Source organism: Agrobacterium sp. NPDC090273 (genome assembly GCF_044772305.1).
In the GTDB taxonomy this organism is placed as follows: Bacteria; Pseudomonadota; Alphaproteobacteria; order Rhizobiales; family Rhizobiaceae; genus Agrobacterium.
Map to the genome: position 1 here is coordinate 866729 of NZ_JBIVYN010000001.1, position 12860 is coordinate 879588.

A 12860-nucleotide genomic window follows, 5' to 3' on the forward strand; every position below is an offset into this window, starting at 1 on the left:
TCGCCAGGATCGAGACCGCCGCAGCCATGCTCCGGCGGTCGTTTTGTTTCACTCAGTTATGCTGATGCTGGTGTTCATCGCCACGCTTGGCCGAACCGACAGACAAAATGACCTCTGCCTTGCCTGCCTTTTCAAAGGTCAGCGTCAGCGGGATCTTGTCGCCATCGGCGAAAGGCTTCTGCACGTTGAAGAACATGAAGTGCAGACCGCCGGGCTTCAGCTCCACCGTCTGACCGGCCGGGATGACGATACCGTCGTCGAGCTTGCGCATCTTCATGACGTCATTGACCATGGCCATTTCGTGCATTTCCGAGCGACCGGCTGCAGCGGTTTCGACCGCAACCAGCTTGTCATCGGCCGTGCCGGTGTTCTTGATGGTGACGTAACCGCCGCCGACCGGCTGTCCCGGCAGCATGGCCCTGGAGACGCCGCCCGACAGTTCCAGGCTGCCGACGGTGACGACATCGGGTGCTGCCGCCATCGCCGCGTGGTCATGGTGCCCCTCGCCTTCGGTCTTCGCGGTCACGCGGATCACCGGTGCCGGATTCTTCAGCGAATGGGGATCGACGCCCGCTGCCGCGACCTCATCCCAGGCTACCTTACCCTTGTCGCCGCAAAGCTGCGTGACCTTGAAAGCGAGGTTGCCGCCAGCCTCTACGCCGGAAACCTTACCCTGCACATTGAAGGTGTCGTAAAACTCATCCAGCAGTTCGCCGCCCTTCCAGCGGATTTCCACCGGACCGCTTTTGATCTCCTGCCCATGGTTCTTATAGGCCTTCTGGTAATCGCCCTTGATGATTTCCAGTTCCCAGCCGGCCTTGGGCTGCGGCTTTGCGGCAATGAAACCTTCCGGCAGCACCATGCGCACTTCCGTGGTGGCAAGGCCGCCATCGCAGCCATGCGGCACCTGCAGCGCCGCAACGATGGTGCTTTCCTGCTCTGCCGAGCCAATGACGAAAGACGTGTGCGCAAATGCCTGCGCGGTGGAGGCTGCGGCGACAAGTGCTGTGCAGGCGATGATCTTGTGTGTTCTCATTTTCCGGTCCTTTGACTGCCGCCACATCAAGGTTCTGGCAGTCTCCCCTTTGCCGCAAACGGGCGGCGTTTCTGATCGTTATGCGAGGTCAGGAGAGGAGAACGGGAGGGCCGCGCGCTTTTGGCGTTTCCAGGTTCTGATCATTGCGGACACCGCGCTCGACGGAGAGGCCGTTTTCAAGCCAGGCGAATTCGGTCTTCAGCCAGCTCTCGCCATCCGGCACGGGAACGAGAATGGACGAGGCGAGAAGGCAGGCTTCGCAAAACAGGATTGCGTCGCCGGAGTGATCGCTTTTGCCGTGGTCGACCTTGACGCCTTCATCGTGCCCGAAGCAGATTTCGGCGAACGTGCCATCCGGCAGTCTGTAGGTCTCATCCAGCACCGGCTGGGCTGGCGGAAGGGCGAACGACTTGTGGGCAAAACCGAGCGACAGCATCAGCACGGCGCAGAGGATGCGCAGCACCTTTTCCGTCGATGTCAGCCGAGCGTTCCATCCCATCGTCATGATCAAGGCGATACAGCGCTTTGCGGCGCGGAGCAAAGGGGAAATTGCCGCAACGGACCTGTCGGCGTGGGAACAATCGTCGCAGGGGAGCATTTTAATGGCGGCATCGCTCTTTCAGAGGAGGCAGACACATGCCAGCAAAATCCAAGGCACAACAGAAAGCCGCAGGCGCGGCACTGGCCGCAAAACGTGGCGAAACCAGCAAATCCAGTTTACAAGGTGCTTCAAAAGACATGGCTAAGTCCATGACAGAAAAAGAACTTGAAGATCTGGCATCGACCAAGCGCAAGGGCCTGCCGGAGCGAAAGGGCGACTGACCATAAAGCGCCTGCGAATGGGGCATTCGCCGTTTTTTTGGGCGATGGCGCAGATGGAGCAAGAATCTGTTCAGTTGCGGCATTTGGTCCTTGCCAAGAGAGGGCCTTCGCAGATAATGAGCGTCGCATCATCGTTGGGAGAAACCGCTTGAGTGCGGTGCCGAAGGAGCAACCGCCCCGGAAACTCTCAGGCAAAAGGACCAGCGAAGATGACGGAACTCTGGAGAGAAGCCACCTTTCACAAGGACGGCTCGCCGAAGGGATAACAATCTCAGGCGACAAGGACAGAGGGGGCTCTTGAAACCGGCGCTTTTGCGTCACGACCTGAGCCCGCGCGTTTTCCGCGCAACCCTGGAGGCGTCCTTGGACGATACCGCCGCTCTTAAAGTTACCCCGCTTCATTCGTTGCACCTGTCGCTTGGCGCCCGCATGGTTCCATTCGCCGGTTACGACATGCCTGTGCAGTACCCGGCTGGCGTTTTGAAGGAACATATCCAGACGCGCACAGCCGCCGGTGTGTTCGATGTGTCCCACATGGGCCAGGTCATCGTCAAAGCCAAGTCCGGCAACAATGCCGACGCGGCGCTGGAGCTCGAAAAGCTGGTACCGGTCGATATTCTTGGCCTGAAGGAAGGCCGCCAGCGCTACGGTTTCTTCACCGAAGAAAACGGCTGCATTCTTGACGACCTGATGATCACCAATCGCGGCGATCATCTGTTCGTTGTCGTCAATGCTGCCTGCAAGGACGCCGATGTCGCCCACATGAAGGCGCATATGAGCGAGACCTGCGACATTACCCTTCTCGACGACCGGGCGCTGATTGCGCTGCAGGGACCGCGTGCGGAAGAGGTTCTGGCCGAACTCTGGGCCGGCGTTTCGGAAATGAAATTCATGGACGTGCAGGAAGTGCCGCTGCATGACGTTGCCTGCATCGTCTCGCGCTCCGGTTACTCCGGCGAAGACGGCTTCGAGATTTCCGTGCCGGCCGACAAGGCCGAAGAAATCGCCAGGGCGCTGCTCGAACATCCCGATTGTCATCCGATTGGCCTTGGCGCGCGTGACAGCCTGCGCCTTGAGGCCGGTCTTTGCCTTTACGGCAACGACATCGACACCACGACCTCGCCGATCGAAGCATCACTCGAATGGGCGATCCAGAAGGTGCGCCGCCTCGGCGGCGACCGTGAAGGCGGCTTCCCCGGTGCCGAGCGCATTCTGGGCGAACTGACCAGCGGCACAACGCGTCGCCGTGTCGGCCTGAAGCCGGAAGGCAAGGCACCGGTGCGCGGCCATTCGAAGCTGTTTGCCGATGCGGAAGGCAAGATCGAAATCGGCGAAGTGACCTCCGGCGGCTTTGGCCCCACGGTCGAAGGCCCGGTTGCCATGGGTTACGTGCCCACCGACTACGCTGTTGCCGGCAAGGCGATCTTTGCGGAAGTGCGCGGCAAGTATCTGCCGGTGACCGTTGCCGCCCTGCCCTTCATCACGCCCACCTACAAACGATAGTCTTTCTTCAAAACTCCCGGAGATTACCCGATGCTGAAATTTACCGAAGAACACGAATGGCTGAAGATCGAAGGCGATGTCGCCACCGTGGGCATCACCAGCCATGCCGCCGAACAGCTCGGCGACCTCGTATTCGTCGAACTGCCGGAAGTCGGCTCCACTTTTGCCAAGAACGGCGAAGCGGCCACTGTTGAAAGCGTCAAGGCGGCATCCGACGTCTATTGTCCGCTTGACGGCGAAATCACCGAAATCAATCAGGCCATCGTTGACGATCCTTCTCTCGTCAACTCCGATCCGCAGGGTGCCGGCTGGTTCTTCAAGCTGAAGCTCTCCAACGTTGCGGATGCCGATGCGCTGCTCGACGAAGCAGCCTACAAGGAGCTGATCGCGTAATGACGACGCCCACCGAATTCCATTTCACCGACTATCAGCCCTATGATTTCGCCAACCGGCGTCACATCGGGCCGTCGCCGTCGGAAATGGCCGAGATGCTCAAGGTTGTCGGCTACAAGAGCCTCGACGCCCTGATCGACGCGACCGTGCCGGCTTCCATCCGCCAGAAGACGCCGCTCACCTGGGGTGCGGCTCTGACCGAGCGCGAAGCCCTCGACCGCCTGCGCGAAACGGCCAACAAGAACCTCGTCCTGACCTCGCTGATCGGCCAGGGCTATTACGGCACCATCACGCCGCCGGTCATCCAGCGCAACATTCTGGAAAACCCGGCCTGGTACACGGCCTACACGCCCTACCAGCCGGAAATCTCCCAGGGTCGTCTTGAAGCGCTGCTGAACTATCAGACGATGGTATGCGACCTGACCGGTCTCGACGTTGCCAACGCATCGCTTCTCGATGAGGCGACCGCGGCTGCCGAAGCCATGGCCATGTGCCAGCGCGTCGCAAAGTCCAAGGCGACCGCCTTCTTCGTGGATGCCAACTGCCACCCGCAGACCATTGCCCTGATCGAAACCCGTGCAGCACCGCTCGGCTGGAAAATCATCGTCGGCAACCCCTTCACCGATCTCGATCCGGTGGACGTGTTCGGCGCGATCTTCCAGTATCCCGGCACGCACGGCCATGTCAGCGACTTCTCCGGCCTGATCGCCCGTCTGCACCAGACCGGCGCCATCGCTGCCGTCGCAGCCGACCTTCTGGCCCTGACGCTGCTCAAGTCCCCCGGTGAAATGGGTGCGGATATCGCCATCGGCTCGTCGCAGCGCTTTGGCGTTCCCGTCGGTTACGGTGGTCCGCATGCGGCCTACATGTCGGTCAAGGACGCGCACAAGCGCTCCATGCCTGGCCGTCTGGTCGGTGTTTCCGTCGATGCACGCGGCAACCGCGCCTATCGTCTGTCGCTGCAGACCCGCGAACAGCACATCCGCCGCGAAAAGGCGACGTCGAACATCTGCACCGCACAGGTGCTGCTGGCTGTCATGGCCTCGATGTACGGCGTGTTCCACGGCCCGCAGGGTATCAAGGCGATTGCCCAGCAGACCCACCAGAAGGCGGTTCTGATGGCCAAGGGTCTGGAAAAGCTCGGGTACAAGATCGAGCCGGAAACCTTCTTCGACACCATCACCGTCGATGTCGGCCACATGCAGGGCGTTATCCTGCGTTCGGCCGTGGCGGAAGGCGTGAACCTGCGCAAGGTCGGCGCCACCAAGATCGGCATGAGCCTTGACGAGCGCACCCGCCCGGCAACGCTGGAGGCCGTCTGGCGTGCCTTTGGCGGCAACTTCGAGATTGCCGATTTCGAGCCGGATTATCGTCTGCCGAAGGATCTGCTGCGCACCAGCCAGTACATGACGCATCCGATCTTCCACATGAACCGCGCCGAAAGCGAGATGACCCGTTACATCCGCCGTCTTTCGGACCGTGACCTGGCGCTTGACCGCGCGATGATCCCGCTCGGTTCCTGCACCATGAAGCTGAACGCGACAGCGGAAATGCTGCCGATCACCTGGCCGGAATTCTCCGACATCCATCCCTTCGTGCCGGCCAACCAGGCGCTCGGCTACAGGGAAATGATCGATGATCTCTCCGAAAAGCTGTGCTCGGTCACCGGTTACGACGCCTTCTCCATGCAGCCGAATTCCGGTGCGCAGGGCGAATATGCGGGCCTTCTGACCATCCGTAACTTCCACCTTGCCAATGGCGACACGCACCGCGACGTCTGCCTGATCCCGACCTCGGCGCATGGCACCAACCCTGCCTCCGCACAGATGGCCGGCATGAAGGTGGTTCCGGTCAAGGCACGCGAAAACGGCGACGTCGATATCGACGATTTCCGTGCAAAAGCAGAGCAGTACGCAGAAAACCTCTCGTGCTGCATGATCACCTATCCTTCCACGCACGGCGTGTTCGAGGAAACGGTGCGCGAGATCTGCGACATTACCCACAAGTATGGCGGCCAGGTCTATCTGGACGGCGCGAACATGAACGCCATGGTCGGTCTTTCCCGTCCCGGCGACATCGGTTCGGATGTCTCGCACCTTAACCTGCACAAGACCTTCTGCATTCCGCACGGCGGCGGCGGTCCCGGCATGGGGCCGATCGGCGTCAAGGCGCATCTGGCGCCGTTCCTTCCCGGCCACCCCTCGACGGACGGACGCGAGGGTGCGGTTTCGGCAGCACCGTTCGGCTCTCCGTCGATCCTGCCGATCTCCTGGAGCTACTGCCTGATGATGGGCGGCGAAGGTCTGACGCAGGCAACCAAGGTTGCGATCCTCAACGCCAACTACATCGCGGCACGGCTGAAGGGCGCTTACGACGTGCTCTACAAGTCGGAAACCGGTCGCGTGGCGCATGAATGCATCATCGACACCCGACCTCTGGCCGATAGCTGCGGCGTGACGGTGGACGATGTTGCCAAGCGTCTGATCGACTGCGGTTTCCACGCACCGACCATGAGCTGGCCGGTTGCCGGCACGCTGATGATCGAGCCGACGGAATCCGAAACCAAGGCGGAAATCGACCGCTTCTGCGACGCCATGCTGGCCATCCGCGAGGAAGCCCGTGACATCGAAGAAGGACGCGCGGACAAGCTCAACAACCCGTTGAAGAATGCTCCGCACACCGTCGAAGACCTGGTCGGCGAATGGGACCGCCCTTACAGCCGCGAACAGGCCTGCTTCCCGCCCGGCTCGTTCCGCGTCGACAAATACTGGTCCTCGGTCAACCGCATCGACAACGTCTTCGGCGACCGCAACCTGATCTGCACCTGCCCGCCAATGGAAGCTTACGCCGAAGCGGCAGAATAAGGTCTGTAACCTTCACCATGAAAGGCCCGGAGCGATCCGGGCCTTTTTTGTTGCGGCGCGGACGAAAACGTGCGGGCCGAACTCACTTCATCTGGCCGGGCCGTTCTTGGTACCCCTTTAAATTCAGTGGTGCAAAAAGGCCGCTTGCTCGCATTTATTGAAATGCACCCGCATATGGACGACAGCCAAGAGGCAAGGAAAACGCTATTGCTGCGTGCAGTTATTCCAGAGAATCGCACCATCTCAAGTTGATTCACCAAAAGATGATATCGACGGCCAGCAAGACCGCAGCAGAAAAAATGAACAATAAAATCAGCAATATACCGTCGAAATTCCTGACATTCGGAAAGAATGGAGAAGGAGAGCCATCATTTTCCGGGACTAGATTCTCAGTCTTTTATCTGTCGAGATTCATCGCCTCACTTTTATTTCTGCTCTTTGCTTCCTGGACATCCAATGCCTACGCGCTGTCGGCGTCATGTACGACGCTAAGCTCGCTGGATACCAACTCTTTCAGCCAGATTTTTGCAGCGTCTTCCTTCAACAGTGATGAAACAGTCACAGTTTCCTATACAGACAATGGTGGCGACCCGAAAAATTCGCCTATCGAAGCAACTGATCGCGTTTTCGTGCAGGCTGCCAACTATTCCGATCCGTATGACGGGACGTATTACAGCAGCGCGAAAGAGGCAGGTCCCCACTTCTACACAATCACATCCAGCCAACTGACCTCAACCGGTCTCAGATTGCAGATTTCGACTGGAACCTACATCAGTACGGTTGCCGTACGCTGCACCGGCACATCCAGTGCACCGACATTGACATCCGTAAGTCCGTCCCAGGGGCCTGCATCAGGGGGTACGACGGTGACGATCACCGGGACGAACCTGACGGGTGCGACATCGGTGACGATCGGCGGCACGGCTGCAACAGGCATCACTGTCAATAGCGCCACATCGATCACGGCCACCACGCCGGCCCACGCAGCTGGTGCGGCTGACGTTGTGGTGACCACGCCCGGCGGCACTGCAACGCTCGCCGGCGCATTTGCGTATCATGCGCCGACGATCACCCTTTCTCCCGCGACATTGACCAACGGAACGGTTGGTACGGCCTATAGCCAGACGATGACCGCTTCGGGTGGCGCTGCACCCTATTCTTTCGCCATAACGGCAGGAAGTTTGCCGACCGGCCTTTCCCTGAATACGGCCAACGGGATCATCAGCGGAACGCCAGCCGCCTCCGGCCCCTTCAATTTCACTGTGACCGCAACCGATGCCAACAGTTTCACGGTGTCGTCGAGTTATGCGCTTCAGATCTCGGCTCTCGAGCCTGTTGCTCATGACGTCTCAGCGACGGTTGCCGCAAATTCGACTGGCAATACGATCACGCTCGATATCAGCGGTGGTGCGGCAACCTCGGTCGCAGTCGCCTCGGGTGCATCGCATGGTACCGCAACGGCAGCAGACACCTCAATCACCTACACGCCAGTCAGCGGATACTCCGGCCTGGATAGTTTCACCTATACCGCCACCAACGCCAATGGCACATCGTCACCCGCGACGGTGACGATAACCGTTTCCGCACCGACGATAACGCTGTCTCCAGCATCAGGCACACTTCCAGCCGCGACGTTCGGAAGCGCCTACAGCCAGTCTCTCTCAGCCTCGGGCGGCATGGCTCCCTATCTGTATTCCGTCACATCAGGCAGCTTGCCTGCCGGTCTGACGCTATCGGGTGACACGATTACCGGAACGCCAACCACATCTGGAACCTTCAGTTTCACCGTGACCGCAACCGACGCCAACGGTGTTACGGTTTCGGGGGCTTACGTATTCAATGTCGCTGCCGTACCAGTGACACTGACCTTGTCGCCTGCGGCGGGTACGCTGAAGGATGCGATGGTGGGCGAGGATTACAGCCAGACGATCAGCGCCAGCGGCGGGAACGGAACACTTGTTTACAGTTTGACGTCAGGTGTCCTGCCGGACGGCCTATCGCTCAACCCCGCGACGGGCGAGCTTACCGGGCCTGTCACCGCCAATGCCGAAGCCAAGGATTACAACTTCACCATCCAGGTCGCCGACCAGAACAACGGGATTGGAACGGCAACCTACACATTGACCGTCAAACCGCGTTCGGTCACTGCCACGGATACGACGATCGAGGTCGCGGCGGGTGCGACACCCAACAACGTAGACCTGACACGCGGGGCAACCGGTGGGCCCTTCGTCTCTGCCGATATCGTGTCGGTCTCACCGGCCAACGCCGGTACGATCTCGATCGTGCGCGGCGAGTTCGCGCAGTCCTCCACACCGACAACGCTCGGGTGGTATCTGAAGTTTACTCCCAATCCAGCCTATTCCGGCAGGGTCCAGGTGAATTTCAGCCTGACCAGTGCGCTCGGCATATCAAACACCGGCACGGTTACTTACAACATCAACTACGACCCTGCCGAGGTCGCGAACGAAATCGACGCGCTCGTGCATGACTTCGTGCGCAGCCGGCAGAGCATGATCTCTTCTGCGATCAACGTTCCTGGTCTGCTGGAGCGCCGCCGGATGGCGCAGGCTTCCGACCCGGTGACCGCCAACATGACGCCGTCTGAAAACGGCATGACGGTGAATTTCTCCACGAGCCTTGCACAGATGGAATCCGCCCGTGACCGGTCTGATGGTGTTGGCGGCGGCTATGCATCGCCCTTCAACATCTGGATCGACGGCGCGTTCCTTGCTCATAACGACAAGGATATCAACGGTTCGAAGTGGGGCCGTTTCGCCATGATCAACATGGGCGCCGATTATCTTGTCAGCGAGAGGGCTCTTGTCGGCCTGTCGTTCCACTATGATTACATGACCGACCCAACCGATACGGATGCGGAACTGACGGGCAACGGTTGGCTGGCTGGTCCCTATACATCATTTGAAATCGGCAAGGGCGTGTTCTGGAATGCCAGCCTGCGTTATGGCGGATCGTCGAACACGATCGACACGCAATTCTGGGATGGCGATTTCGACACGACGCGCTGGATGGCGGATACGTCGATCGAGGGCCAGCTCGATCTCGGAAACGACATGAGCCTGACGCCGAGACTTCGTGCCGTCTATTTCTCCGAAAATGTCGACGATTACACCGTCAGAAACGAGGCCGGGGATGCCTTGACCATCGAAGGTTTCAACGAGGAACAATTCCGGGTCAGCCTTGGGGCAGAAATTGCCCGCTCCTTCACGTTTGACGACGGCGCTAAGCTGACACCGAAGATCGGCCTGACGGGCGGTTATTCGGGCCTCGACGGCTCCGGCGCGTTCGGATCTGTCTCGATCGGTGCCGCCTGGCAAACCGACGATGCCTGGTCGGTCGAAGGCAGACTGCTATTCAACATCGAAGGCGATGGCGAAAGATCGGCGGCCGCCAAGGCTGGCATCTCGCGAAGGTTCTGACCCTTATGTTCGAGGCCCGGAGCGATCCGGGCCTTTTTCGTTCTGGATGGGCATTCCGTGCTACAGGTGACTTCGGGAGTTTTGCGGTGATGGAGGGGGAATGCGTCTGATTTGCCTGAACGGCTGGGGTGGAAAACTGCATGGGGAGATGATTGCCTATCTCGCGGCGGCCGATCCGGATATTCTCTGCCTGCAGGAAGTCATTCATACGCCAGCGGCGACGCAGGCGTGGTTGATGTATCGCGATCATGGCACTGATCTGGTGCAGCGGGCCAATATGCTCCGCGATGTGGCCGCTACCCTGCCCGATCATCTGGCCGTGTTTTGCCCGGCAGCACAGGGCGATCTCTGGGAAGGCGAGACGCGATATGACTCGCAATGGGGCCTGGCGACCTTCGTGCGCAAATCCATTGCCGTGATCGGACAGGCACAGGGTTTCGTGCACGGGGCGTTTTCCGCCGATGGATATGGCGCGCATCCGCGCTCACGTACCGCACATGCCATTCGTGTTTTCGATTTTGCGACGGGACGGCCGGTCGTGATCGCCCATATGCACGGGCTCCGGGATCTCCAGGGCAAACAGGACACGCCGGAGCGACTGGCGCAGGCACAATGCCTCGTCCGGCTCGTGCGGAACGTCGCAGAGGGGGGCGACCGGATCATCGTCTGCGGCGATTTCAACGTTCTGCCAGACAGCGAGACCTTCGCCGTGCTGAAAGAACTCGATCTGGTGGAACTGGTAACGGGGCGTGGTTTTACGAGCACGCGCACCTCCCACTACACCAAACAGAACCGTTATGCTGACTACATGCTGGTCAATCCGGCCGTAAACATCGACAATTTCGATGTCGTGACCCGTCCGGAAGTCTCGGATCATTGTCCTCTACTGATTGATTTCACTTAGAAATCATCCGTCTGCTCTGCGCGTCATTGACGCAGGACAATACTGTGAACAGAGAGCGGATTGTCATTCGCCCGGGTCTGACGATATAAGGGCGCCTCGCTACGGCGTTTTTCCCATTTACAACCTGTCCAACGGCTTATGCTTTCCACCGTCGTCACATCGCTGAGCATTGTTGTCGTGAGCCTGCTTTTTGGCGTCGCGCTTCTGGTCGCGTGGCGTCAGTTCGGGTTGAAGCAACACGCGATGATCTGGGCGCTGTCCTTCATGTCGTCGGCCATCGGCCACGGTTTGCGTATCGTTGGCGGGCTGATGCCGGAGCAGCAATATCTGACGGCGATGCTGGCCTGCCATGCCTCCATCGGCAGTTTCGCGCTGCTGGCCTGGGGTTTCCGTCTCAGGGCTGGCAGGGATAATCGCGGTGTCGCGATCACCTGGATCGTCTCGACCCTGTTCATTCTCGTTGCCTGGGCGTTCCAGCTGACCGAATGGCGCATGTTTTCGCGCATGGCGACCGCCATTGCCGACGCCGCCTTCGTGGGCATCATCGTTTACACCCTGCGCGGCGCCACCGGCATTGCGCTGACCGTCCGGCGCATTCTCACCGTTTACGGCCTCTACATCAGCAGTGTCGCAATTGCCGCCTGGCTTGCGAGGGCGGGCGGCGAAATCGCCGACGCCAGCTTTATCGTCGTATTGTCGATCGGCACGCCGACCGGCATGATCGGAACCGGTATTCTGACGCTGATGATCGTGGCGGCCGATCTTGCCAAGGAACTGAAACGCCAGGCCCGCCATGACTACCTGACGGGTGTGTTGAACCGGCGTGGTTTTGAAGAAGAAGTGGAAAGGCGGATCGCACTTCGCCACATTCCACGCGGAATTGTCGTCGTCACCGATATCGACCGGTTCAAGACCGTCAACGACCGCTTCGGCCACGCGGCCGGTGACACCGTGATCAAGCGTTTTGCCGACCATATTGATAGCTTTGCGGGCGTGGATCACCTTGCCGCACGTATGGGTGGGGAAGAGTTTGCGCTGTTCCTGTCCAGGGCGGACATGAAGGATGCCCTGAAACTGGTCGAGACGATCCGTGAAGGTGTTCCGGCGCTGTTTGCCGATTGCGACAGCGATCTGCCGATTACCGCAAGCTTCGGTCTGGCCTTCATCAATCCCGGAGAAAGCTTTTCCTCCGCCTATGCCCGCGCCGATGTTGCGCTTTACCAAGCCAAGAACACCGGCCGCAACAGGACAATGGTTGCGGACGCGCTTGCCGCATAAGGCTTACCGCACCAGTCGGATATCGCTTGTCACCACCGTCTTGCCGGTCTTGCCATCCTTGTCGGTTGTGCGCAGTCTGAGGCCGTTCGCACCGACCTTTTCGATGGTCATTGCGGCCACGCGGTCACCATTGATATCGCGGTTCCAGCGCACAGTCAGGTTGATGGCATTTCCCCGGCGATTGCCAGACAGCGCCGAAGGACGGCCGGACGGACCGGTATAGGTGCCGGTGTAGCGCGCCCCGCTGGCGGTCAGGTCGGCCGCGATGGCGCGGTTGACAACAACCAGTCCACGGCAATTGCCTGACATGCTCAGGGCAGCACTTCGGGCATCCGAATTCAACGTGCAATTCACCGAAATGGCCGGTGCACCGATGCGGGTGATGACCGTTCCCTTGCCCGTCCACGTGCCTTCAAGGGACGAGAGAAATGCGCTTTCGTCAGCGGCGGCGGGCTGGGCTGCCACGATACCGGCGAGTGATAACAGGACTGCGGCTGTGCGTTTCATGGCGTCGATCCGTAAGTTTAGACGGACGGTAACTCGCTGAGCCGGAGAAATGTTCCTGTGCCACGGCAGGCTTTTCACCGGTTTTCACAAGCAACATGCGCGATCAGGCTTTT

General features: G+C 59.8%; 10 protein-coding genes and 1 riboswitch. Of the genes, 7 read left to right on the forward strand and 3 right to left on the reverse strand.

What is annotated here, in order from left to right; translation table 11 throughout:
* Positions 1-52 precede the first annotated feature (52 nt).
* Together ACIQT8_RS04330 and ACIQT8_RS04335 are read right to left on the reverse strand one after the other, a co-directional pair.
* Entirely contained in the window at positions 53-1036 is a 984-nt protein-coding gene (locus tag ACIQT8_RS04330) for a copper chaperone PCu(A)C (RefSeq protein WP_400963895.1), read from the reverse strand.
* A gap of 88 nt (positions 1037-1124) precedes the next feature.
* Positions 1125-1541: a hypothetical protein gene (locus ACIQT8_RS04335; protein ID WP_400963897.1), complete on the reverse strand. Its 417-nt coding sequence runs from the start codon at positions 1539-1541 to the stop codon at positions 1125-1127.
* A 131-nt stretch (positions 1542-1672) separates the two neighbouring features.
* On the opposite strand from ACIQT8_RS04335, the gene ACIQT8_RS04340 reads away from it, so the two are divergent.
* The 7 genes from ACIQT8_RS04340 to ACIQT8_RS04370 all read left to right on the forward strand — a co-directional run bounded on the left by ACIQT8_RS04340 (position 1673) and on the right by ACIQT8_RS04370 (position 12240).
* Entirely contained in the window at positions 1673-1858 is a 186-nt protein-coding gene (locus tag ACIQT8_RS04340) for a DUF3008 family protein (RefSeq protein ID WP_138795426.1), read from the forward strand.
* A 125-nt stretch (positions 1859-1983) separates the two neighbouring features.
* Positions 1984-2071, forward strand: a riboswitch (glycine riboswitch).
* A gap of 150 nt (positions 2072-2221) precedes the next feature.
* On the forward strand, positions 2222-3361 hold the full coding sequence (gene gcvT, locus ACIQT8_RS04345) for a glycine cleavage system aminomethyltransferase GcvT (RefSeq protein ID WP_400963900.1): 1140 nt from the start codon (positions 2222-2224) through the stop codon (positions 3359-3361).
* Between the two features lie 30 nt (positions 3362-3391).
* Positions 3392-3754 (forward strand): glycine cleavage system protein GcvH, encoded by a 363-nt coding sequence (gene gcvH, locus ACIQT8_RS04350; RefSeq protein WP_138795428.1) that lies wholly within the window; start codon positions 3392-3394, stop codon positions 3752-3754.
* Complete coding sequence (gcvP, locus tag ACIQT8_RS04355) at positions 3754-6618, forward strand: aminomethyl-transferring glycine dehydrogenase (protein WP_138795429.1); 2865 nt, start codon at positions 3754-3756, stop codon at positions 6616-6618. The genes gcvH and gcvP overlap by 1 nt, the downstream gene beginning before the upstream one ends.
* Positions 6619-6917: 299 nt before the next feature.
* Positions 6918-10058: a putative Ig domain-containing protein gene (locus tag ACIQT8_RS04360; RefSeq protein ID WP_400963904.1), complete on the forward strand. Its 3141-nt coding sequence runs from the start codon at positions 6918-6920 to the stop codon at positions 10056-10058.
* Positions 10059-10158: 100 nt separating this feature from the next.
* On the forward strand, positions 10159-10962 hold the full coding sequence (locus ACIQT8_RS04365) for an endonuclease/exonuclease/phosphatase family protein (RefSeq protein ID WP_400963907.1): 804 nt from the start codon (positions 10159-10161) through the stop codon (positions 10960-10962).
* Between the two features lie 177 nt (positions 10963-11139).
* Positions 11140-12240 carry a diguanylate cyclase gene (locus ACIQT8_RS04370; protein WP_400963909.1) on the forward strand — a complete coding sequence of 367 codons (1101 nt, stop codon included), beginning with the start codon at positions 11140-11142 and terminating at the stop codon, positions 12238-12240.
* A gap of 3 nt (positions 12241-12243) precedes the next feature.
* Here ACIQT8_RS04370 and ACIQT8_RS04375 read toward each other — a convergent pair whose 3' ends face one another.
* On the reverse strand, positions 12244-12747 hold the full coding sequence (locus ACIQT8_RS04375) for a hypothetical protein (RefSeq protein ID WP_400963912.1): 504 nt from the start codon (positions 12745-12747) through the stop codon (positions 12244-12246).
* Between the last annotated feature and the right edge of the window lie 113 nt (positions 12748-12860).

Coding starts and splice junctions, on each gene's coding strand:
- ACIQT8_RS04330 (WP_400963895.1), bottom strand. CDS start 1,036: ATGAGAACACACAAGATCATCGCCTGCACAGCACTTGTCGCCGCAGCC.
- ACIQT8_RS04335 (WP_400963897.1), bottom strand. CDS start 1,541: ATGACGATGGGATGGAACGCTCGGCTGACATCGACGGAAAAGGTGCTG.
- ACIQT8_RS04340 (WP_138795426.1), top strand. CDS start 1,673: ATGCCAGCAAAATCCAAGGCACAACAGAAAGCCGCAGGCGCGGCACTG.
- gcvH (WP_138795428.1), top strand. CDS start 3,392: ATGCTGAAATTTACCGAAGAACACGAATGGCTGAAGATCGAAGGCGAT.
- gcvP (WP_138795429.1), top strand. CDS start 3,754: ATGACGACGCCCACCGAATTCCATTTCACCGACTATCAGCCCTATGAT.
- ACIQT8_RS04360 (WP_400963904.1), top strand. CDS start 6,918: ATGAACAATAAAATCAGCAATATACCGTCGAAATTCCTGACATTCGGA.
- ACIQT8_RS04365 (WP_400963907.1), top strand. CDS start 10,159: ATGCGTCTGATTTGCCTGAACGGCTGGGGTGGAAAACTGCATGGGGAG.
- ACIQT8_RS04375 (WP_400963912.1), bottom strand. CDS start 12,747: ATGAAACGCACAGCCGCAGTCCTGTTATCACTCGCCGGTATCGTGGCA.